23 protein-coding genes, 6 tRNA genes and 1 pseudogene are annotated in these 23616 nt (G+C 18.7%); 14 read left to right on the top strand and 16 right to left on the bottom strand.

From position 1 onward, the window contains the following. The first annotated feature begins 40 nt into the window (after positions 1 to 40). The 4 genes from RJD44_RS01400 to rpiA all read left to right on the top strand — a co-directional run bounded on the left by RJD44_RS01400 (position 41) and on the right by rpiA (position 1074). Positions 41 to 114 (top strand) — tRNA-Met (locus tag RJD44_RS01400). Between the two features lie 33 nt (positions 115 to 147). Then, positions 148 to 231: transfer RNA gene (locus RJD44_RS01395), tRNA-Leu, on the top strand. A 24-nt stretch (positions 232 to 255) separates the two neighbouring features. Beyond that, a tRNA-Gln gene (locus RJD44_RS01390) sits at positions 256 to 327 on the top strand. Between the two features lie 84 nt (positions 328 to 411). Next, complete coding sequence (gene rpiA, locus RJD44_RS01385; protein ID WP_343189830.1) at positions 412 to 1074, top strand: ribose-5-phosphate isomerase RpiA; 663 nt, start codon at positions 412 to 414, stop codon at positions 1072 to 1074. Between the two features lie 31 nt (positions 1075 to 1105). On the opposite strand, the gene gshA is transcribed toward rpiA, so the two are convergent. The 5 genes from gshA to alaS all read right to left on the bottom strand — a co-directional run bounded on the left by gshA (position 1106) and on the right by alaS (position 5815). Then, positions 1106 to 2593, bottom strand: coding sequence for a glutamate--cysteine ligase (gene gshA, locus RJD44_RS01380; RefSeq protein WP_343189829.1), 1488 nt, complete (start codon positions 2591 to 2593; stop codon positions 1106 to 1108). A gap of 89 nt (positions 2594 to 2682) precedes the next feature. Further along, a tRNA-Arg gene (locus tag RJD44_RS01375) sits at positions 2683 to 2756 on the bottom strand. Positions 2757 to 2810: 54 nt separating this feature from the next. After that, positions 2811 to 2901 (bottom strand) — tRNA-Ser (locus tag RJD44_RS01370). A 111-nt stretch (positions 2902 to 3012) separates the two neighbouring features. Beyond that, positions 3013 to 3189 (bottom strand): carbon storage regulator CsrA, encoded by a 177-nt coding sequence (gene csrA / locus RJD44_RS01365; RefSeq protein WP_343189828.1) that lies wholly within the window; start codon positions 3187 to 3189, stop codon positions 3013 to 3015. Between the two features lie 61 nt (positions 3190 to 3250). Further along, positions 3251 to 5815 carry an alanine--tRNA ligase gene (alaS, locus tag RJD44_RS01360; protein ID WP_343189827.1) on the bottom strand — a complete coding sequence of 855 codons (2565 nt, stop codon included), beginning with the start codon at positions 5813 to 5815 and terminating at the stop codon, positions 3251 to 3253. Between the two features lie 236 nt (positions 5816 to 6051). Here alaS and RJD44_RS01355 point away from each other — a divergent pair, with 236 nt between their 5' ends. After that, a complete protein-coding gene (locus RJD44_RS01355; protein WP_343189826.1) occupies positions 6052 to 7005 on the top strand; it encodes an RluA family pseudouridine synthase in 954 nt (317 codons plus the stop codon). Between the two features lie 153 nt (positions 7006 to 7158). On the opposite strand, the gene aroQ is transcribed toward RJD44_RS01355, so the two are convergent. From aroQ to RJD44_RS01320, 7 genes are all read right to left on the bottom strand, one after another. Continuing rightward, positions 7159 to 7611 carry a type II 3-dehydroquinate dehydratase gene (aroQ, locus tag RJD44_RS01350; protein WP_343189825.1) on the bottom strand — a complete coding sequence of 151 codons (453 nt, stop codon included), beginning with the start codon at positions 7609 to 7611 and terminating at the stop codon, positions 7159 to 7161. A 215-nt stretch (positions 7612 to 7826) separates the two neighbouring features. Then, positions 7827 to 8198: a 50S ribosomal protein L19 gene (gene rplS, locus RJD44_RS01345; RefSeq protein WP_343189824.1), complete on the bottom strand. Its 372-nt coding sequence runs from the start codon at positions 8196 to 8198 to the stop codon at positions 7827 to 7829. A gap of 33 nt (positions 8199 to 8231) precedes the next feature. Further along, a complete protein-coding gene (trmD, locus tag RJD44_RS01340) occupies positions 8232 to 8987 on the bottom strand; it encodes a tRNA (guanosine(37)-N1)-methyltransferase TrmD (RefSeq protein ID WP_343189823.1) in 756 nt (251 codons plus the stop codon). An 8-nt stretch (positions 8988 to 8995) separates the two neighbouring features. Further along, positions 8996 to 9505, bottom strand: a complete 510-nt coding sequence (gene rimM / locus RJD44_RS01335) for a ribosome maturation factor RimM (protein WP_343189822.1) — start codon at positions 9503 to 9505, stop codon at positions 8996 to 8998. After that, on the bottom strand, positions 9499 to 9744 hold the full coding sequence (gene rpsP, locus RJD44_RS01330) for a 30S ribosomal protein S16 (protein ID WP_343189821.1): 246 nt from the start codon (positions 9742 to 9744) through the stop codon (positions 9499 to 9501). Before rpsP ends, rimM begins: the two co-directional genes overlap by 7 nt. A gap of 20 nt (positions 9745 to 9764) precedes the next feature. Next, entirely contained in the window at positions 9765 to 11111 is a 1347-nt protein-coding gene (locus RJD44_RS01325; protein WP_343189820.1) for a signal recognition particle receptor subunit alpha, read from the bottom strand. A 74-nt stretch (positions 11112 to 11185) separates the two neighbouring features. Continuing rightward, entirely contained in the window at positions 11186 to 12298 is a 1113-nt protein-coding gene (locus RJD44_RS01320) for a prephenate dehydratase domain-containing protein (protein ID WP_343189819.1), read from the bottom strand. A 228-nt stretch (positions 12299 to 12526) separates the two neighbouring features. Here RJD44_RS01320 and rplM point away from each other — a divergent pair, with 228 nt between their 5' ends. Both rplM and rpsI read left to right on the top strand, forming a co-directional pair. Further along, on the top strand, positions 12527 to 12955 hold the full coding sequence (gene rplM, locus RJD44_RS01315) for a 50S ribosomal protein L13 (RefSeq protein ID WP_343189818.1): 429 nt from the start codon (positions 12527 to 12529) through the stop codon (positions 12953 to 12955). Between the two features lie 23 nt (positions 12956 to 12978). Then, entirely contained in the window at positions 12979 to 13368 is a 390-nt protein-coding gene (rpsI, locus tag RJD44_RS01310) for a 30S ribosomal protein S9 (protein ID WP_343189817.1), read from the top strand. Positions 13369 to 13431: 63 nt separating this feature from the next. Here the strand turns inward: rpsI and cgtA are convergent, their stop codons facing one another. From cgtA to RJD44_RS01290, 4 genes are all read right to left on the bottom strand, one after another. Beyond that, a complete protein-coding gene (gene cgtA, locus RJD44_RS01305; protein WP_343189816.1) occupies positions 13432 to 14433 on the bottom strand; it encodes an Obg family GTPase CgtA in 1002 nt (333 codons plus the stop codon). Positions 14434 to 14457: 24 nt separating this feature from the next. Then, positions 14458 to 14712 (bottom strand): 50S ribosomal protein L27, encoded by a 255-nt coding sequence (rpmA, locus tag RJD44_RS01300; protein WP_343189815.1) that lies wholly within the window; start codon positions 14710 to 14712, stop codon positions 14458 to 14460. A gap of 14 nt (positions 14713 to 14726) precedes the next feature. Further along, on the bottom strand, positions 14727 to 15038 hold the full coding sequence (rplU, locus tag RJD44_RS01295; protein WP_343189814.1) for a 50S ribosomal protein L21: 312 nt from the start codon (positions 15036 to 15038) through the stop codon (positions 14727 to 14729). A 131-nt stretch (positions 15039 to 15169) separates the two neighbouring features. Then, the gene (locus RJD44_RS01290; protein WP_343189813.1) at positions 15170 to 15436 is read right to left on the bottom strand and encodes a BolA/IbaG family iron-sulfur metabolism protein; all 267 of its coding nucleotides are present in this window, start codon (positions 15434 to 15436) and stop codon (positions 15170 to 15172) included. Between the two features lie 316 nt (positions 15437 to 15752). On the opposite strand from RJD44_RS01290, the gene greA reads away from it, so the two are divergent. From greA to rbfA, 7 genes and pseudogenes are all read left to right on the top strand, one after another. Continuing rightward, positions 15753 to 16232 (top strand): transcription elongation factor GreA, encoded by a 480-nt coding sequence (gene greA, locus RJD44_RS01285; protein WP_343189812.1) that lies wholly within the window; start codon positions 15753 to 15755, stop codon positions 16230 to 16232. 19 nt (positions 16233 to 16251) lie between these two features. Next, positions 16252 to 16878 (top strand): SAM-dependent methyltransferase, encoded by a 627-nt coding sequence (locus tag RJD44_RS01280; RefSeq protein ID WP_343189811.1) that lies wholly within the window; start codon positions 16252 to 16254, stop codon positions 16876 to 16878. A gap of 43 nt (positions 16879 to 16921) precedes the next feature. Next, positions 16922 to 18760, top strand: a complete 1839-nt coding sequence (ftsH, locus tag RJD44_RS01275) for an ATP-dependent zinc metalloprotease FtsH (protein WP_343189810.1) — start codon at positions 16922 to 16924, stop codon at positions 18758 to 18760. Between the two features lie 629 nt (positions 18761 to 19389). Next, positions 19390 to 19474 (top strand) — tRNA-Leu (locus tag RJD44_RS01270). 236 nt (positions 19475 to 19710) lie between these two features. After that, positions 19711 to 20757, top strand: a pseudogene (gene nusA, locus RJD44_RS01265) (transcription termination factor NusA); the annotation flags it as partial. Positions 20758 to 20970: 213 nt separating this feature from the next. After that, positions 20971 to 23208: a translation initiation factor IF-2 gene (gene infB / locus RJD44_RS01260; RefSeq protein WP_343189809.1), complete on the top strand. Its 2238-nt coding sequence runs from the start codon at positions 20971 to 20973 to the stop codon at positions 23206 to 23208. Between the two features lie 44 nt (positions 23209 to 23252). Beyond that, positions 23253 to 23606: a 30S ribosome-binding factor RbfA gene (rbfA, locus tag RJD44_RS01255; protein WP_343189808.1), complete on the top strand. Its 354-nt coding sequence runs from the start codon at positions 23253 to 23255 to the stop codon at positions 23604 to 23606. The last annotated feature ends 10 nt before the right edge of the window (positions 23607 to 23616 follow it).

Here is a 23616-nt window from a genome sequence, read left to right as displayed (position 1 = left end):
ATTTAGTATATTTTAATTTTAAATAATTTTTTTATTTAAAAGCTATGTAGCTCAGTTGGTTAGAGCACAGCACTCATAAAGCTGATGTCATGGGTTCGAATCCCATCATAGCTATAATTTTAATTTAAATATTTTGTTATGTATTATGCGGAGATGGCGGAATTGGTATACGCATCAGATTTAGGTTCTGACGCTTTTATAAGTGTGCGAGTTCAAATCTCGCTCTCCGTATATTGAAATAACTAAACTTTTTTTTGGGGTATAGCCAAGTGGTTAAGGCATCGGTTTTTGATACCGGCATCCCTGGTTCGAATCCAGGTACCCCAGTATTTTTTTTATTATGCATCAGATTTATTTTTATATTTTATTTATAATGATGTTTTGAGGAAAATTTTATTTATACTTATTTTTATGAATACAAAAAAATTAAAGAAAATGTCATCTATTACAGCATTAAAATATATTAAAAAAGATTCTATACTAGGAATTGGCACAGGAAGTACTGTATTAACTTTTATAAAAGAATTAAAAAAAATTTCTAGTTTTATTAGAGGGGTTGTTTCTAGTTCTAAAATATCTAGTTTTTATTTAAAAAAATATAATATTAAAATATTTGATTCTAGAGAAATAGACAGTTTAGAAATTTATATAGATGGTACAGATGAAATAAATGATAAAATGCAAATGATAAAAGGAGGTGGTGGTGCTTTAACAGGAGAAAAAATTTTAGCAGGTATGTCAAAAACTTTTATTTGTATAGCAGATTTTACTAAGCGAGTAAAAACTTTAGGTTTGTGTAATCCTGTTCCTATAGAAATTATTTCTCTCTCTTATTCTTTTGTGAAAAAAGAAATAATAAAATTAGGGGGTTTTCCAATACTTAGAAAAAATTTTTTTACTGATTATAATAATATAATTATAGATGTACATAATCTTTTTATACAAAATCCTAAGAAATTAGAGAAACAAATAAATTGTATTCCTGGAGTAGTCACTGTTGGAATATTTTCTATTAGAACTGCAGATATTGCTATAATTTCTTATGAACATAAAACAGAAATTTTGAAAAAATAGTATTTTTTTTCATATTTTAATATATATTTTTTTATTTTTTTATAGATCTTAATTTTTCCATTTTTAACTTTATTTTATTTTTTCTTGTAATTTTTTTTTTTATATTTTTTTCAAAGTATTTTTTAGAAATTTTTAATCCAATTTTTTGGATATCAAATTTTTTTATTATTTTTAATATTTTTGAAGAATATGTTAATTTTTTATTTTTTAAAATTTTTTTTATTTTTTCACAAGATTTTTGATATTCTTTTAAATTTGTGTTTAAATCTAATATTTTTGCAATTTTTTTTAGTTTTTTTATTATTTTTATTCCTATTTTTATAAATGATTCTTTTTTTTTATTTACGTATATTTTTTGACCAGGTTTTTTGCCTTGTATACAAATTGTTTCCCAATTTTTTTGTATCATTTTCATTTCTCGTTTTTTTATCTTTGGAGATTTTGTTAATATACACCAAATTAAAAACAAGTCTAAAAATAATATTTGATATTTTTTTATTCCTGAAAAAGAAAATGGATTGATATCTAAAGATCGTATTTCTATATATTCTATACCTTTATTTTTTAGAGCATCTAATTGTGTTTCATGTTTTTTTGTGTTTCTTTTTGGTCTAATTTGAATATATAATTCATTTTCTAATTGTATTATATTTGAATTTATTTGTAATTTTTTATTTTTATTTTTTATTTTTTTAAAATTTTTATCTTGTGTATTGAGTGCTTTTTTTACTTTTTTTATATATTCATTTAAAGAATCAAATTTTAAATTTATTTTTTTTTGTATTTCATTAGCAGAACTTCCAAATTTACTTACTCTTAATGAAGTTGACCAATTTGAATACAATATGTCTTTTTTTTTTATAAAATTAAATTTTTTTATTTGACTATTTTTTTTAATTATTTTTTTTGATATGTATGGTGAAGATCCAAATAAATATGTTATTAAAAATCCAAATCTGTAATAATTTCTTATTATATGCATATATCCATCGGAAATTGTATTTTTATCAATTTCATTATTTTTGTTGTATTTTTTCCAAAATTCTTTTGATAGAGAAAAATTATAATGTATTCCTGAAATAATATTTTTATAAGTTCCATATCTATTTTTTAATCCTAATCTATATAATTCTTTTTTTTTTCCTATTTTTGAATTTCCATATTTTGCTATTTTCACTTCTTTTTTATTTTTAGGATATTTCGGAGGAATGCTTAAAGGCCATAATGTTTCTTTATTTAAATTTTTAATAGTATAAATATGTAAATCTTCTAAAAAGTTTTTTAAACAATTTATATTTATTTTTTTTGGAGTTATTAGTTCAATTAAATTTTCTGAAAAATCAGTTGTTATCCATTTATGATTTAATGAACAACCTAAAGATTCAGGATGTTTTTTTTTAGAAAAATTTCCATTTTTGTCTATTCGTATTGTTTCTCTTTCAATTCCTCTATAAATTTTTTTGAATATTTTTTTATTTTTTTCTATCCATTTTATGTTAAATAGCATTTTTTGAAACAATTTATATACTCCAATTCTATTAGTTATTTTTTGACAATAATGAAAATAATAGTAATTTTTTTAACAGTTTTAAAACATAATAAAAATTTTGCATCCGGAAGGAATCGAACCTTCAACCTCTCAGTTCGTAGCTGAGTGCTCTATCCAAATAAGCTACGGATGCTATAAATTTTTTTTAGTGTAGTGTATTTTTTTAAAGTATATAATTTTAAAAATTCAGTGAGAGAGGGATTCGAACCCTCGATACATTTTTAAAAATGTATGCTCCCTTAGCAGGGGAGTACCTTAATCCTCTCGGTCATCTCACTAGTAAAATTTTTTATTACAAATTTGATTCTACTTTTTTAAATTATTAAGTCAAATGATTTTTTTTTGTTTATACTACGTCTTGCTATATTTGTTAAGCAAGACATAGTATTTTATTTAATTTTTTTTTCAGATTTTATTTTTTCGTATATTTCTTCTCTATGTACAGATATATTTTTTGGGGCATTTATACCAACTCTAACTTGATTTCCTTTCACTCCTAATATAGTTACTGTTATCTCATCACCTATTACTAAAGTTTCTCCTATTCTTCGAGTTAGTATTAGCATAATTTTTTCCTTTTTTTATACATTTAATATAATAAAAATATTTTTATCTTTTATTATGTTATTATTTATATGGAAACCAAACTTTTATATTTTTTAAAATTTTTTTTGTAAGTGTTATATTTTTATTTCCGCCTTGAGCAAATTTTTTATTACCTCCTCCTTTCCCCCCGGTTTGCATGTTTATTTTTTTTAATATTTTTATAGCATTTATTTTATTTGATAATTGTTTTGTAATTTTAATAATTATATATATATTTTCTTTTTTTATGTTTCCAAAAATTATTATTATTTTATTATTTTTTTTTTCTATTTTATCTATTAAATTTCTTAATAATATGTTTTTTTCATTAATAAAAAATTTTATTATTAAAAAATATTTATTTATTTTTATTCTATTATTTAATATTTTTTTAATTTTTTTATTGAATAATTTTTTTTTTAAAGAAAATATTTTTTTTTCTAACAATTTATTTTTTTTACATATTGAATGTATTTTTTCTAATATATTTTTTTTTGTTACTTTTATTTTTTTAGATATTAAATTTATTATATTTTGATTTGTGCATATTTTTTTTAAAGCATAATTTTTTGTTACAGCTTTTATTCTATAATTTGCGTTTGATATTTTATATATTTTAGAAATTTTAAATATTCCTATTTCTCCAGTATAATTTACATGAGTTCCTGCACATAATTCTGAAGAAAATTTTCCTATTTTTACTATTCTTATAGTATTATATTTCTTTTCTAACACTTTTTTTTTGTACTTTTCTAAATATCTTTTTTTATCAATTATTTCTTTTTTAACAAAATGATTTTTTTGTATTTCTTTATTTACTATTTTTTCTATTTTATATATTTCCGTTTCTAATATTTTTTTTGAATAAGAAAAATCAAATGTGAAATATTTTTTTTTAATGTTAGAACCTTTTTGTACTATTTCTTCTCCCAAAATCTGTTTTAAGGATTTGTGTAATATATGAGTAGATGTATGGTTTGCTTGTATACACGATCTATTATTTGTATCTATTTTTGATATTACTTTATCTTTTACAGAAAAATTTCCTTTAATAACTTTTCCTATATGAAGTATAATATTATTTGTTTTTTCTGTTTTTTCTACTAAAAATATTGATTTTTTGTTATATATTTTTCCTGAATCTCCAATTTGACCTGATGATTTTCCATAAAATGTTGTTTTATTTAATATAATAATACCGCTTTCTTGATATAATATATTTTTTTTTTTATTTTTTTTAATATATATTTCTTTTATTATACTAGTTGTTTTATTTTTTTCATATCCTAAAAATTTTGTTGCTTTTGTAAAAAAATTATAACTTGCATATGTTTTTTTTAAAAATTTATTTTTTTTATTTTTATTTTTGTTTTCTTCTATTATTTGTAATATTTTTTTTTTGTCTATTTTTATAAAATTTTTTTTACATATTTTAATAGTTAAATCTATAGGTAATCCTAAAGTGTCATATAAATAGAATACTGTACTTTCATTTATGTTTTTGTTTTTTATTTTTTTATTTAGATATAAAATTCCTGTTTTAATAGTATTTTTAAAAGTTTTTTCTTCTTCTTTCAATATATTTTTTATGTTTTTTTTATATAATTTTATTTTATTATTATTTTTTTTATTTATTATTTTTTTTATTAATTTATATAAAAATGGAGATTTTATTTTTAATTTTTCGCCATATAATAATGTTCTTCTAATTATTTTTTTTAATATATACCCTTGATGTTTATTAGAAGGATTTATTTTTTCTAATGTAATAAAATATATTGTTCTAATATGATCTATTATTATATTTATAAATTTTTTGCATATTTTTTTTTTGTCAGATATTTTTATTATTTTTTTTTTAATTTTTTTAAATATATCTATTTCATAAGTAGAATTTACTTTTTGTAATATATGCGCTATTCTTTCTAATCCCATTCCAGTATCTATATATAAATTATTTAGTTTGATTAATTTATTTTTTGAAATTTTGTTATATTGTATAAATACTATGTTCCATATTTCTACTAACATATTTTTTTTTTTTTTTTTTTCTATATATTTTTTTTTGTAATATATTTCTGTAGATGGGCCACATGGTCCTGTTTTACCCATTTCCCAAAAATTTTCAGAACTATCTTTTTTTGTATTTTTTATATTTTTTTTTGAAACTTTTATTATTTTAGACCATATGTTGTATGTTTCTTTGTCTTTGTAATTAACTGTTACAAAAATTTTATTTTTATTTAGATTAAAATATTTTTTATTTGTTAATATATTCCATGCATATAAAATTGCTTGTTTTTTAGAATATCCTCCAAAACTAAAATTTCCTAACATCTCAAAAGAAGTATGATGATATGGAGTATTTCCAACTTTTCTTATATCATCATCTTTTCCTCCTGTTCTAATACATTTTTGAGATGTAACTATTTTTTTATACTTAATTTTTTTTTTTTCTAAAAAGTAATTTTTAAATTGATTCATCCCTGCATTTGTAAACAATAATGTATTATCTTTTTTTGGTATTATAGAACTTCCTTTAATAATTTTATGATTATTTTGTTTAAAAAAATTTAGAAATATTTTTTTTATTTTTTTAGTTTTCATTATTATATTTTATTTTTAAGAATTTTTTATTTTTATAAAATGTTAATTTTAATATATATTTAATTTTAAAAATATAAAAATATAAATTTTTAAAATTTTTTTATTATATTTTGTAATTTTAATATTTTAAATATATAAACTTTTTAAAAAATGTATAATTTTTATTTTATAATATTATATAAATAAATTTATTAAATAAAATAATATATTTAAAATACAAAAAAAAAATAATTTTTATGAATAATAAATTTTTAAAAAAAAATGTATTTTTTGTTAGTTTGAAAAAAAAATGTAGATTAGATATTATTTTAAAAAAAAATTTTTGTAAATATTCAAGGTCTAAATTGAAGCATTTTGTTTTAAATGAAAAAGTATTTGTAGATGGAAAAATTTGTAAAAAACCTAGTAAAAGAATTAATTTTTCTATAATAATTTTTATAGAAAATTTTTTTAAAAAAAAAAATTTTTTACCAGAAAATATTTTTTTAAATTTTGTATATATAGATCGAGATATATCTATAATAGACAAAGAAAAAGGTATTGTAATGCATCCTGGAAATGGAAATGCTACTGGAACTATATTAAATGCCATATTATATCATTTTAAAGAATCTAAAAACATACCTAGAGCTGGGATTGTGCATAGGCTTGATAAAGATACAACAGGACTTTTTATTATTGCAAGAAATTTTTTATCTTATAGTAAACTTTTAACATTAATTAAAAAAAGAAAAATTATTAGAGAATATGAGGCAATTGTAGAAGGAAATATATTATGTGATGGTGTTATTTCTAAGCCTATTAAAAGACATAGTTTTTTTAGAACAAAAATGTGTGTTAATAAATTTGGTAAAAAATCTATTACTTATTATAAAGTTATAAAAAGATTTTCTAATTGTACACATGTAAGAATAAGATTAAAAACTGGCAGAACGCATCAAATAAGAGTGCATTTTTTATATATAAATCATCCAATAGTAGGAGATAAAAAATATTTTGATAATAGAAACATACATTTTATAGAAGAAAGGTGCATAAATTATATAAAAAAATTTTCAAGACAAGCATTACATTCTGTTATGTTAAAGTTAAATCATCCTGTTAATAACAAATCTTTAGAGTTTTATTCCAATGTTCCAAAAGATATGAAAAAATTAATAAAATTTTTACAAAATAATTCTAAAAAATGATATTTTTTATTAAAAATATTTTTATAAGTTTGTTTTTGAAAATTATTAAAATATTTAATTTTAAAATTTTTAAAAATTTTATATTTTTTATATGTAATATAATTTACACTTTTCTAATTTGAAAGAAAAGTGTAAAAATTTTTAATCTTTGTTTTATTTTTTTTTAAATATTTTTTTATATATTGCATCTAGAGCTAAAAAATATCCTTGTGTTCCTAATCCACATATTATGCCTGAAGAAATGTCAGAAAACCATGAATTTGCTCTAAAATTTTCTCTAGCATATATATTTGATATATGTACTTCTATAAATGGAATTTGTACTGATAATAATGCATCTCTAATTGCTATACTTGTATGAGTATATGCTGCTGGATTTATTATAATATATTTAACTATATTTTTAGATTTTTGTATTTTTTCTATTAATTTCGACTCCGAATTAGATTGAAAAGTTTTTAATTTAATTTTTAATAGATTTGCTTTTTTTTTTAATTTTTCTATTAATTGATGTAATGTTATTTTTCCATATATTTTTTTTTCTCTATTTCCTAATAAATTTAAGTTTGGTCCATTTATTAATAAAACTAAATTTTTTTTTTTCATATAAATATTTTTTTTTATTATTTAAAATACTATTTTAACAAAAATATATTTTTTTTTATTTTTATATTTTATTTTAATTTTTAAATATATTTCATTAAATAATTAAATATAAAATTTATATTGTTTTTAAAAATTTTTTAAAATATATATAAAAATTTTTTTGTCATGCAGTTTTAATTTTTACTGCATGATTTTAACATTTTTTATGTAAAAAATTATTTTTGTAAAAATTTTTTTTTATTTTTTTTTTCTTTTATTTTATAAGATTTTCCATGTAGTTTTCTAATATAATATAATTTTGATTGTTTTACTTTTCCATATTTTTTTATTTTTATTTTTTTTATATTAGGAGAATATTTTTTAAAAATTCTTTCTACACCTTCTCCATTAGAAATTTTTCTAACAGAAAATGAAGATCTAAATCCTCTATTTTTTATTGCAATAACTATTCCTTCAAATTTTTGTAATCTTGTTTTTTCTCCGTCTAATATACAACTTTGTATTTCTATTGTATCTCCTGATTTGAATGATGGAATAGTATGTTTTAATTTATTTTTTTTTTCTATATTTTCTATAATATTTTTCACAACTTTTTATTATCTCATTTTTTTGTTTTTAAGTTATTTCGTATATTTTGTTTGAAATATTTTTAAAATTTTATTTTTTGCTTTTTTAAATTTTTTTTTAAATAAATCTGGTCTTTTTAATAATGTGATTCTTAATGATTCTTTAATTTTCCATAATTTTATATTTTTATGATTTCCTGATAACAAAATTTTAGGAACTTTCATACCTTTAAATATTCTTGGTTTAGTGTAATTCGGGTAATCTAATAATCCATTAAAAAAAGAATCTTCTGAAATACATTTTTTTTTTATGATGCCTGGTATAAATCTTATAATACATTCTATTAATACCATTGATGGTATTTCACCACCAGTTAAAACATAGTCTCCTATTGATATTTCTTCATCTATTTCTTTTAATATTATTCTTTCATCTATTCCTTCATATCTTCCACATACTAATATTATATTTTTAAATTTTAAAATGTTTAATATATTTTTTTTATTTATTTTTTTTCCTTGAGGTGTTAAATAAATAGTTTTTATATTTTTTTTTTTATATAATGATTTTATATACTTTATAGTATTATATAGTGGATATGGTTTCATTATAATTCCAGGCCCACCACCATAAGGTGTATCATCAATATTTTCATTTTTTTTTTTTACAAAGTTTCTAGGATTCCAAAATTTTATTTTTAACATTTTTAATTTAATAGATTTTTTTATTATTCCATATTTTAATATTGTTTTAAACATTTCTGGAAATATAGTTACTACATTTATAGTAATATTATTCTTTTTTTTCATATAATATTTTAGATAAAATATAAATAATTTTTTATTATTATTTTCTTTTTATTTATATTTATATTTTTTATATATTTATTTATTATAAATGGTATTAAAATTTCTTGTTTTTTTTTAATACAATTTGTTTTTATTGATATTATATTTGATGTTTTTACATCAATAATTTTAGTTATTTTTCCTAAAAATTTATTTTTAGTATTAAAAACTTTGCAATTTATTATATCTTTCCAATAATATTCATTTTTTTTTAATTTAGGTAAAGAACATTTTTTTATAAATATTTTTTTTTTTAAAAAATATTCTGATTTTGTTCTATCTTCTATTTTTGAAATTTTTATTAATATTTTTTTTTTACAAATTTTCCAATTTTTTATTTTTAATTTTTTATATTTTTTTTTTGTTTTAAAATATAAAGTAGAATATTCAAAGATTTTTTCTTTTTTTTCTGTAAATGAAACTATTTGTAACCACCCTAAAATACCATATGGTTTTATTATTTTTCCTATTATTAGCATGATTTATTTTGTTTTATAATGTTTTTTAGTCTTTTAGATAAAATTGCTCCTTTGCTAATCCAAAAATTTATTCTATTTTCTGATATATAGAATTTTTTTTTAAGATTTTTTGTAATTGGATCATAGTATCCTAATTTTTCTATAAATTTTCCATTTTGAGGACATCTAACATCAGCAACTATTATTTTAAAAAATGGTTTTTTTTTTGAACCTATTCTTGACAATCTTATTTTTATCATATTAATTTTTCCATTTTATTTTAAAAAAATTGTTTGTTAAAAAAATTTTTAAAAAAATTGTTTGTACCACTTTTTTTTATTTTTTTAAAGATTTTTTTTACATGATTAAATTTTTGTAATAATATATTTATTTGTTGCACGCTTGATCCAGATCCCATAGCTATTCTTTTTTTTCTAGAACTTTTTATTATTTTAGGATTTTTTCTTTCTTCTTTTGTCATAGATTGTATAATTACTTTAAACTGTTTTATTAAAGAATTATTTACATTTTTTAAATTTTTGTTTTTGTTAATGTATTGTGATGGAATTTTGTTTATTATTTTTTCTATTCCTCCAATTTTATTTAATTGATCTATTTGATTTAAAAAATTGTTTAAATTAAATGTATTATTTTTTATTTTTTTATTTTTATTTAAAATATATTTTTCTTTTTTTATATTTGTTTTAATTTTGTCAATTAGTGATGTTACATTTTCCATACCTATTATTTTATTAACTATTTTTTTTGGTTCAAATATTTTTATATTTTCTATTTTTTCTCCATTACATAAAAATTTTATTGGTTTTTTTGTTATATGTCTTGCTGAAAGTGCAATTCCACATCTAGAATCACTGTCTGTTTTAGTTAATATTATTCCTGTTATATTTACATATTTTTTAAAAGATTCTATTATTTTGATAGAATCTTGTCCTAACATAGCATCACATACTAATAAAGTTTCTATAGGATTGGAAAATTTTTGAATATTTTTTAATTCATTCATCATGTTTTTATTTACATGTAATCTACCGGAAGTATCTATTATTACGCAATCATATATTTTTTTTTTTGATATTTCTAATCCATTTTCTAACATTTTTATATAATTTTTTTTATTTTTTATTTGTATAAAATCTATATTTGATGATTTTGATAAAATTTTTAGTTGTTCTATTGCTGCAGGTCTTATTGTATCTAATGAAAATGTACATACTTTTTTTTTATATTTTCTTTTTATAAAATTTGCAATTTTAACTGTACTAGTTGTTTTTCCCATTCCTTGTAAACCAACTATTAATATTATAGCTGTAGATTTTGTAGACAAATTTATCAAACTTGGTTTTTCACCAAATTCTTTTATCATTTCTTTTTGTATTATATGTATTAGTTCTTGACCTGGTGTAAAACTTTTATTTATCTTCTTTCCTATAGATTTTTTTTTTATTTTTGTTATAAATTTTTTTATGACTGTTATTGCAACGTCAGATTCTAAAAATGATTTTCTTATTTCTCTTATTGTATATGTTATATCTTTTTCTCTAATTCTTCCAGAATTAGATATTTTTTCTATTATTTCATTGAATTTTTTTTTTAAATTTCTAAACATTTTATTCTCTTAAAGTAAATATAAAATATTTAAATATATTTTGTTAGATTTTAAAATATATATAAATAAATATTTTATTTTTTGTAGTTTCCTATTATTTTTATACTATTTGTAATTTTTAATGTTTTTTTTAATATATTTTTTATGTTTTTAGTTAATATTTTGTTATTTTTTATTTCAACAAAATATATATTTTTATTATCTTCTACGTTTGATTTATGATATATTAAACTTTTTATTTTTATATTATTTTCATATAAAATTAATAATATATTGTTTGGAAATTTTTTTATGTTATATAAAAATTTTATTAAAATAATATTTTTTTTGTAATCTATTTTTTTTTTATTTCTTTTTAGTACTATAAATTTAGTAAAATTATTTTTATCATTGTTTATGTTTTTTTTTAATATTTTTAAATTAAAAAAGTTTTTGTTTTTTTTATGCCCTATGGCTGCTATATTATTTTTATTTTTTATTAAAATATTTTTTATTGCTGAAGATGTGCTTTCAACAAATTTTATTTTGCTAAGTTTACAAAAATTTTTTATAAATTTTTTACATTGTAGAAATGGTTGTAAATGTGTATATATTATTTGTATATTCTTTGTTTTTATTATTTGCTTAGATAATAAACAATGATTAATTTTTATGTTTAAAGTTTTTATTATAAACAATTTCTTTTTTTCTAATATTTTGTATGTCTCATCTATTTTTCCTGTATTAGAATTTTCTAATGGTAATATTGAAAAATTTACAATATTTTTTTCTAAAGCACTTATTACTTCATTAAAATTTTTATATGGTAATTTTTTGTATAGTATTTTTTTTTTACAATATTTTTTTGTAGCATAATATGAATATGATCCTTCAGGACCTAAAAAAGATATTTTTTGTATATTTTTTTTGTTAAATATTTTTTTTTGCATTTTTATAGAATGATTTATTATTATTTTAAAAATTTTTTTTATATATTTTTTAGAAATATTATATTTTTTAGATTTTTTATATATATTTAATAATATTTCTTTTTCTCTATTTTTATCTTTTATGTCTTTTTTTAAAATTATTTTTGTTTTTGCTATTTCTTTAGAAATATAATTTCTTTTAAACAATAATTTAATTATTTTATTATCTAATTTGTCAATTTTATTTCTAAAATTTAAAAAATTTATCTCTAAATTCATAAAAATATTTACTCTTATTATATTAAAAATATTTGAATACAATTTTTAATGTATATTAAAATATTAAAAAATAAAAATAATATTATTTTTTAAAAAATAATATTATTTTTATTTTTTAATATTTTTTTATGTAATATTATATTAACAATTAATATAAAAAATATATTTTATATTATTTTACAAGTAATATTTTAATTAATAATAATATTATATAGGTATTTTTTTAAAATGAAAAACTTTTTAATAAAAAGAAAAATTAATAAAAATAAATGGTTTTATGTAAACGCTAAAAAAAAAATACTAGGAAGGTTATCTTCTAGTATATCTAAATATTTAATTGGAAAACATAAACCAAATTATCAAAATAATGTTTGTGATGGAGATTATATAATAATATTTAATGCTGAAAAAATATCTGTAACTGGAAATAAAATAAAAAATAAAATTTATTATAGACATACTGGACATACAGGCGGTTTAAAAAAAATATCTTTAAAAGATATGTTAATTCATAATCCAGAAGAAGTTATTAGAATAGCCATTAGAGGTATGTTGCCAAAAAACTCTTTAAGAAAACATATTATGAAAAGATTAAAAATTTATTCAGGAGATGAATTAAAATATATTTCTCAAAAACCTCAAATATTAAAAGTATAATTTGGAATTTTATAAGATTAAACATGAAAATTATAAATTATGGAACTGGAAGAAGAAAAACTTCTTCCGCTAGAATTTTTTTAAAAATTGGTAATGGAAAAATTTTTATAAATAAGAAAAAGTTAAATAATTATTTTAAAAGAAATACATTACGCGCAATAGTTTTACAACCTACATCAATATTAAATATAAATGATAAATTTGATTTTATTATAACTGTAAAAGGAGGAGGAATATCTAGTCAAGCAAATGCTATCAGACAAGGAATATCAAAATCATTAATAGAATATGATAATATTTTTAAGACTAAGTTAAAAAAAGCTGGATTTGTTACTAGAGATTCTAGAAAAGTAGAAAGAAAAAAATTTGGTTTAAGAAAGGCTAGAAAAAAACCTCAATTTTCTAAAAGATAGTTTTATAAAAATATTTTTTATAACCCGGTATAACATTTTATATACTCGGGTTTCAAATTTTATTTAATTTGACTTATCTAAAAATTTTTTTATTTCCTTACATAATTTTGTAGTTCCTAACTTATATTTAGAAGATATGTAAAAAATTCTTTCTTTTATTTTATATATTAATTGCATAGATTTTATCTTTTCTTTATAATTTATTTTATCTATTTTGTTAAAAACTATCCATATAGTTTTTTTTAAAATATTTTTATTATATTTTTTTATCTCATTTTTAACAATTTTTATATTTTTTATAATTGTATAAATATTTTTTATAGAAAAATCTATTATATGAAGTAATATCTTACATCTTTCTAAATGTTTTAAAAATTGTACCCCTAATCCTATTCCTTTTGAAGCATTTTTTATTATTCCTGGTATGTCAGATATTATAAAAGATTTTTTTTTGTTTACAAAAACTGCTCCCAAATGTGGACTTAAAGTAGTAAATGGATATGATCCAATTTTTGTTTTAGAATTTGATATTTTGCTAACTAATGTAGATTTTCCAGAATTTGGTAATCCCAATGTTCCTACATCTGCTAATAGAGTTAGTTTTAATTTAATTTGTATTTCTTTTCCCATTTTTCCATTTGTATGTTTTATAGGAGTTCTGTTTGTGGAAGATTTAAATTTGTAGTTTCCTAATCCTCTTGCCCCTCCTTTTAATAGTAAAAATTTTTGTTTTTTTTTAGTTATATCTATTAAAATTTTATTTTTTCTTATATCTACTATTTTTGTACCTAAAGGCACTTTTATATATATATCTTTTCCTTTTCTTCCAGAACATTTTTTGTTTCTACCATTTTTTCCATCTTCTGCTAAAAATATTTTTTTAAAATTATATTTAACTAATGTATTTAAGTTAACATCAGATTTTATCCATACATTACCTCCATTTCCCCCATCACCTCCATCAGGTCCACCTTTTGGTATAAATTTTTCTCTGCGAAAACTTGTACATCCATTTCCTCCATTTCCAGATTTTGCATAAATTAAAATTTCATCAAAAAATTTCATAATATTAATTTTTTTACAATTTTTTTATATAATTATTCTTACATATTTTCTATTTTTTTTTCCTTTTTTTTCAAATTTTATTTTTCCTTTTTTCAGTGCAAATAAAGTATGATCTTTTCCACATCCTACATTTTCTCCTGGATGAAATTTTGTACCTCTCTGTGTTAATATTATATTTCCAGGTTTTATAAATTCTCCTCCAAATTTTTTTATTCCTAATCTTTTTGGATTGGAATCTCTTCCATTTCTAGTTGAACCACCAGCTTTTTTATGAGCCATTTTATATTCCTATTTTATTTTTTTATTTTTATTATTTTAATAATAGTGTATTTTTGTCTATGACCTTGTCTTTTTATATGATGTTTTCTTCTTTTAAATTTTATTATATTTATTTTTTTATTTTTTTTATGTGCTTTAATTTTTGCTAATATATATTCTTTTTTTATAAATGGTTTTCCTATTATTATCTTTTCTTTATTTGAAATCATTAATATTTTTTTTAATGAAATTTTTTCACCTATTTTTTTATTTAATTTTTTTACGATTATATTATCTCCAACATTAGCTAAATATTGATTATTTTTTATAATAAATATTACTTTCATTTTGTGTATCTCTCTATTATATTATTTTATTTTTTATAAAACTTAATTTTTACAATTAATTTTTTAAAAAATTAATAAAACTTTATATCTTTTATAAAAAATAAAAATATTAATTTATAAAAATTTTATAATTAATATTTTTGTTTATGTTTTTTTTTATTTAATTTCTTCTTCCATTCTTTTATAGAATATGTATAAATTATTACAGCATGTATTTTTTTTTTTATTATCAAATTTTGTATTGGTTTGTATATTGTTTGTTGTCTTTGCAATTCTGTTTTATTTAAAAAAGTATTACTTACAGCTACTATTTCTATATTTTTATTTTCTTTTTTTATTTTTATTTTATATAATTTTATTTCTTTTTTTAACATGTTTTCTATTTTTTTTTTATTCATATAATTATATTATTATTTATATTATTTTATTAATATAATAAAACATTTTTTTTAAAATTGATAAATTCTTTTATATTTATTTAATTTTTTATAATTTATTTTTGTTTCTTATAAATTTATAATATATTTATTAAATATTTTTTAAATTTAATAAAAAATATTTATATATTTTTTAGTAAGTACTGTTTATTGTACTTTTAAAATTAATTTATTTTTTATATAATTAAAAATTAAATATACATATTTTAATTTTATTTATATTAAAATAAATTAATTTTTTTAATATTAATATTTTTATGAAAATAGAGGTTTTAATTTGTCCAAAAATATACCTATAACAATTTCAGGATTTAAAAAACTAAAAAATGAATTAAACAATCTTAAAAATGTTAAAAGACAGAAAATTATAAATAACATTAAAATGGCAAGAGCGCATGGAGATTTAAAAGAAAATGCAGAATATCATGCAGCAAGAGAAGAACAAAGTTTTTGTGAGGGAAGAATTAAAGAAATAGAAAATAAATTATCTAATATTAATGTAATAGATATAAAAAAAATTCCTAATAAAAATAAAGTTGTTTTTGGAGTTACTGTTACTATTATGAACGTTTCTTCAAAAAAATATTTTACATATAAAATTGTTGGTGAAGATGAATCTAATTTTAAAAATAATTTAATTTCTATTTTTTCTCCTATTTCTAGAGGATTAATAGGAAAATATGTAGGTCAAATATCTACTATAAAAACTCCTAATGGTAATATTAAATATAAAATTATTAATGTAGATCATTTATAATAATTTAAATAAAAATTTTATGAAATATAGAAAATTTTCTAAAAGTTCTAAAATTTGGTTGAATAGAAATAGTAAAAATCAATATGTTTTAATGACTAAAAAAAAAAATTTAATCTCTAGATCTTGGTTTAAAATACATGAAATAAATGTAAGAAATAATATTTTTAAAAAGAATATGAATATTGTTGATTTAGGATCCTCTCCTGGAGGATGGTCAAAGTATGTCTCTAAGTATATAAATAACAAAGGCAAATTAATATCTTGTGATATAAAAAAAATGAAATTTTTAAAAAATATAATGTTTTATAAGGGAAATTTGTTTAACAAAAAATTTTTAGAATATTTTTTAAGACAAATTAATAAAAATAGAATTGATGTTTTAATGTCTGATATGTCCCCTAATATTAGCGGTCATAGTTGTGTAGATATTAATAATTCTATTAAATTATTAGAATTATCTTTTTATATATGTAAAAATATTTTTTTTAAAAAAGGAATTTATATAGTTAAAGCATTTGATGGTAAAGGTTTAAATGAATTTATAAAAATTTTAAAGAATTTTTTTATAAGTGTTAAAATTAATAAATTAAAATCTTCTTATAAAAATTCTAAAGAACTATTTATTATAGGAAGAGGAATAAAATAATTTTTTTTATAACAGTTAACAGTTATTATGTGAGGTTAATTCCTTGAATGATTCAGTTAAAAATATAATTATTTGGTTATTTGCATCTATTATGTTTATGTCTATTTTTCAAAGTTTTGGTTCGCATAATTCTATTAATAATAGAATATCTTATACCACTTTTTTATCAGAAATAAATAAAAACAAAATTTCTGAGGTTATTATTGATGGAAGACAAGTAGAAATAATAAATAAAAACAATAATAAATATTATACTACTATACCAATGAATGATCAGAAATTATTAGATATTTTGTTATTAAAAAATGTAAGAATATTTGGAAAATCTCCAAGTATGCCAGGATTTTTCACTTCATTACTTTTGTCATGGCTCCCTATGTTTTTATTAATAGGAATATGGATATTTTTTATAAGACAATTACAATCTGGAGGAAAAAATGCAATGTCCTTCGGAAGAGATAAGTCAAAAATGTTATCAGAAAATAAAATCAAAACTACTTTTTCTGATGTTGCAGGATGTGATGAAGCAAAGGAAGAAGTGCAAGAATTAGTTGAATATTTGAAAAATCCAAAAAAATTTAAAAAGTTAGGTGGAAAAATACCTAAAGGTGTTTTATTAGTTGGGCCTCCAGGAACAGGAAAAACTTTACTAGCTAAAGCTGTTTCAGGTGAAGCAAAAGTTCCATTTTTTACTATATCAGGATCAGATTTTGTAGAAATGTTTGTTGGTGTTGGTGCATCTAGAGTTAGAGACATGTTTGAAAATGCAAGAAAATATTCTCCATGTATAATATTTATAGATGAAATCGATGCTGTAGGTAGACAAAGAGGTTCTGGGTTAGGGGGAGGGCATGATGAAAGAGAACAAACTTTAAATCAAATATTGGTAGAAATGGATGGTTTTGAACAAAATAAAGGAGTTATATTAATTGCTGCTACTAATAGACCAGATGTTTTGGATCCAGCTTTATTGAGACCTGGCAGATTTGATAGAAGAATATTAGTTTCTTTGCCAGATTTAAAAGGAAGAAAACAAATATTAAAAGTTCATATGAAAAATGTTTTGATTAAAAAAGACGTTTCTACTTCTATTTTAGCCAGAGGAACCCCTGGATTTTCCGGCGCAGATTTAGCTAATTTAGTAAATGAAGCTGCATTGTTATCTGCAAGATTGAATAAAAAGAATGTTTCTATGTCAGAACTAGAAATATCTAAAGATAAAATAATTATGGGGTCAGAGAGAAAATCTATAATTATGACAAAGCAACAAAAAGAATGTACAGCATATCATGAAGCAGGTCACGTAATTGTAGGTAGATTAGTTCCTGATCATGATCCAGCTCACAAAGTAACGATAATCCCCAGAGGGATGTCTTTAGGTTCTACACTTTTCTTACCTGTAGATGATCAATTAAACGTTAGTAAGCAGAAATTAGAAAGTAAAATAGCTACTTTATATGGTGGCAGATTAGCTGAAGAAATAATTTATGGGTCTAAAAATATTTCTACTGGAGCTTTTCATGATATTAAAATGGCTACTAGTATAGCTAGAAATATGGTCACTCAGTGGGGATTTTCCAAAAGACTAGGTCCTATATTATATACTAAAGAAAAAGAAGAAATATTTTTAGGTAAAAACATCTCAATTGCATCTAATATTTCTAATGAAACCATTAGAATAATAGATAAAGAAATAAAATTATTAATAGAATCTAATTATAATAAAGCTTTTAAAATTTTAAAAGATAATATTGACATTCTTCATGCAATGAAGGATGCTTTAATAAAATATGAAACTATTGAATTATTTCAAATAGATGATCTTATGAATAGAAGAACTGTTAGAGAAAATATAAATTCTAATACGTATGATAAAAAATAAAAAATATAATTTTTATATATAGAAATTTTTTATATTACAAAATTTTATAATTTAATTTTGTAAAATATTTTTTATATTTTTTATATTTTTAAAAAAATTAAAAATATTTTTTTAAATGAATAGATTTTCTTTTAATATTTTTTATCAAAATTTTTTACATGTAAATATTTTTTATATTTTGTGTTAAAATTTTTATTTATATATTATTATTTTAAAATTTATTTAAACAAAATTTATTATTTTTTTAATTTTTTTTAACTTTATTGAATAATTTTATTATGTAATTAAATTATAATTTCTTTATGAACAAGAATTATAATTTATTATATATTTTAAAAATATAATTTTAAGGTGATTATGTATGTTATCTTTTTTTCGATTTTTATGGTCATCACCATTTGTTTGAATGTATTAATTATTACGCAGAAAGGAAAAATTTTAGAAATACATGATTTTTATAATGTAAAAAACAAAAATACTTTATTTTTTTTTAATATTTTGAAAAATAATTTAACAAATAAAATTATATCTATTTTATCATTATTTTTTTTCTTTTTCGATTTGATTCTATGTAATTTTATGAATAGAAAATAGCAATTTTATATTGTTTAAAATATGTTTTTAATATTGCCAAGATGGTGAAATGGTATACACGCTATTTTGAGGGAATAGTGCCTTTTTTTAGGCTTACGGGTTCGAATCCCGTTCTTGGTATTAAAAATATATTTTTATTTTTTTTATTTTTTAATTTTAAAATATTTTATTAATAAATTTTAATATTGGATTTTTTAATTTTTTTTTAATATGTTATATACCCCGTAATTTTCGGGGTTTTTTATTTTTTATTATATTTTTATTTATATTAATAAATTTTTTAATTTTAATAATTTTATAAATTTTTTTATAAAAATAATCTTTGCATTATTTTTTTTGTTAAAGGATTTATTTTAATGAATAAAGAAATTTTATCTGTTGTTGAATCTGTTTCTAATGAAAAACAGCTACCAAGAGAAAAAATATTTGAAGCTTTAGAACTTGCTTTATCAGCTGCTACTAAGAAAAAATATAATAAAGAAATTGATGTAATAGTTAAAGTAAATAGAAAATATGGTAGTTTTAAAACTTTTAGAAGATGGACAGTTGTAAACAAAGTAAAGTTTCCTACTAAAGAAATAACTTTGGAAGCAGCGAAAATTGATAATAAAAATATAAAATTAAAAGAATATGTAGAATGTGAGATACATTCTATTGTGTTTAATAGAATTACTACTCAGACTGCTAAACAAATTATAATACAAAAAGTTAAAGAAGCAGAAAAATGTATGATAATAAATAAATTTAAAAAAAATATAAATGAAATCATTACTGGTATAGTTAAAAAGATTAACAGAGATTGTATTTTTTTAGATTTAGGAAATAATGCAGAAGCAATAATAATGAAAAAAGATTTATTACCTAGAGAAAATTTTAGATTAGGAGACAGAGTAAGAGGATTGTTATATTATATACATTCGGAATCTAAAGATGCGCAATTATTTATTAGTAGATCTAAACCTGAAATGTTAATTGAATTATTTAAAATAGAAGTCCCAGAAATAGGAGAAGGATTAATTAAAATAAAAGCGACTGCTAGAGATCCAGGATCTAGAGCAAAAGTTGCAGTACTATCAAATGATAAAAGAATAGATCCTGTTGGAGCTTGTGTGGGCATGAGAGGAGCTAGAGTACAAGCTGTTTCTAGCGAACTTTGTGGTGAAAGAATAGACATAGTGTTATGGGATTCTGATGAAATAAAATTTGTTATAAATTCTATGTCTCCAGCTAATGTTTCTTCTATCATAGTAAATAAAAAAAATCATACTATGGATATAGCAGTAGAATCTATAAATTTGGCTCAAGCTATAGGAAGAAATGGTCAAAATGTAAAGTTGGCTTCTCAGTTAAGTGGGTGGGATTTGAATGTTATGACAACTTCTGAATTAAAAAAAAAACATAAAAAGTGATAAAATTTATAAAATGTTAAAAAAATATATAAATATAATTTTATTTTTAAATTTTTAGTAAAATTATTTTTTGCAAACATATATTAATTATATATATTTTTTTTAGATTAATTTTTTATATATTAAAAATATTTTATTTAAAAATATGTTTTAAAATAATTTTTTTTATAATGTTAAAATTTAATATTATTGTATTTAGGAGAATAAATGAAAAAAAAAATTTTTAAAAATGTCAGAAAAAATAAAAAATGTAATTTATCTAATAAAAAAATATCAAACAAAAAAAAAACTAATAATTTTATAAAATTTAAAAAATATAAAAATTTTTCAAAAATTAAAAATATTAAGAAAAACGTTAATAAAATATCTTGCAAAAATAAAAGTGTGTCAGATATTAAAAAAAATAACGTTAAAAATAATTCTTTTGTTAGAAAAAATTTTTTTAATAAATTTAAAAAAACATCTTTTATAAAAAAAAAAAATAAAAATGAAAAAATTTCTAATATAAAAAAAAATGTAAAGAATAAAAAGTTTTTTATAAAAAATGTTTTAAATAATACAGTTTCTAGTATTGAGAAAAAACATTTCAACAACAAAAAAAAATTGTTTAAACCAAATAATATTAATAAATTTTATAAAAAAAGAAATATTTTCAAAAATAAAAAAATAACTTTTATAAAACAATCTTTTATAAAACCAGATGAAGTAATTAATAAAAACATAGTGTTGACTAAAAATACTTCTATAATAAAACTTTCAAAGTTGTTAGGAACAAAAATAAAAGATATATACAAAAAGTTATTAATTTTAAAATTAGATATAAAAAATAATGTTTTAACTTTTAATGATGCAAAATTAATATCACAAAGTTTAGGATATACAGTTACACAAAAAAAATTTTTGAGTATGCAAGATTTGTTTAAAGAAAGCAGAAATTTTCACAATTTAAAAATGAAAAGTAGACCTCCTGTAGTTACTATTATGGGTCACGTGGATCATGGTAAAACTTCGATATTGGATTGTATTAGATCTACTAACATACAAAAAAAAGAACTAGGTGGAATCACTCAAAACATAACAGCATATAATGTAAAAATTAATAATAAAAATATTACTTTTTTGGATACACCTGGTCATGAAGTATTTTCTAATATGAGATCTAGAGGAGCTAAAATTACAGATTTAATTGTTTTGGTAGTAGCAGCAGATGATGGAATAATGCCTCAAACTATAGAAGCAATAGAACATGCTAAAATTTCAAAAGTTCCAATAATAATAGCAATAAATAAAATAGATAAAGTTGGAAACAATATAGATTTTATAAAAAATGAATTAATGAAATATAAAATAGTTTCTGAAGATTTAGGAGGAGATAATATATTTGTATTAGTTTCAGCAAAATATAATAAAGGCATTAAATCTTTATTAGATGCTATTTTTTTACAAACAGAGATGTTAGAGTTAAAAGCATTTTATAAATGTATATCTAAAGGTGTTGTAATAGAATCTTTTTTAGATAAAAATATAGGAATAATTTCTACTGTTTTAGTTCAAGAAGGAACTCTAAAAGTTGGAGATTTTATTATATGCGGTTTTGAATATGGAAAAATTAAATCAATAAGAGACGGTTTTGGAAATTTATTAAAATGCGCTACTCCTTCTATACCTGTCAATATATTAGGATTATCTGGTATACCTATTTCTGGAAGTGAATTTGTTGTAATAAAAGATGAAAAAAAAGCTAAAGATTTAATAAATTATAAAAAAAATAAAAATAAACAAAATAAATTTTTTTTAGAAAAAGAGATTGAAAAAGAGTTTTTCTTAGAAAATATGAAAACAAAACATTTTCATGGAATAAATTTATTAGTAAAAGCTGAATCACAAGGTTCTTTAGAAGCAATATGTAATAAAATTTCTAATATTTCAAATAAAGATTTTGTTATAAAAATAATTAGTTCTAGTGTTGGATCTATAAATGAATCTGATGTTTCATTAGCTATCACTTCAAAGTCAATAATTTTAGCTTTTAATGTTTATCCTAATGTTATTGCAAAAAAAATAATTTTATTTAATAAGTTAGATATTAGATATCATTCTATAATATACAATTTATTAAATGAAATAAAATTGTTAAAAAAAAATTTTTTGCAATCTAATACTAAGAATATATTGTCTGGTATAGCAAGAGTAACAAATATTTTTAAAGTTTCTAATGTAATATTAGTTGCAGGTTGTAAAATTATTAAAGGATTTGTTAGAAGAAATTATTATGTAGATATAATTAGAAATAAAAAAATTATATTTAGTAGTAAAATATCTTCTATAAAGCATTTTAAAAATGATGTAAAAGAAGTTAAAGAAGGTTTAGAATGTGGAATTATTATAAAAAATTTTAATAAAATAAAAATTAAAGACATTTTAGAAGTTTTTAAAAATAAATAAAATTTAATTTTTTTTATTTTTAAAAAAATAAATTAGAGAAAATTATGATTTCTATATGTAATAGACATAACAGCATTTCTACAATTGTTAGAAAAGAAATATCAAATATTTTATATTTTGATATAAACGATAGCAGAATAAATTTTTTAATAACTATTTTAGATGTTGAAATTTCTAAAGATTTCAAATTTGTAAAAATATTTTTTATTACTATGGATATATTAAATAATAAAATTATTAAAAATATTTTAAAAATATTGAATAGTTATAAAAAATATATTAGAAAAATACTTTGTAAAAAAGTTATTTTAAGAATATGCCCTAAATTATATTTTTGTCATGATGATTCTTTTGCGAAAGGATTGAGAATATCTAAAATTTTAAAAAATGCTTTATAAATTTAAATAT

The sequence above is a fragment of the Buchnera aphidicola (Astegopteryx bambusae) genome (assembly GCF_039365365.1).
In the GTDB taxonomy this organism is placed as follows: Bacteria; Pseudomonadota; Gammaproteobacteria; order Enterobacterales; family Enterobacteriaceae; genus Buchnera_G; species Buchnera_G aphidicola_B.
The sequence above is the reverse complement of the archived record's forward strand: the minus strand, read 5'-3'. Positions and strand labels throughout refer to the sequence as shown.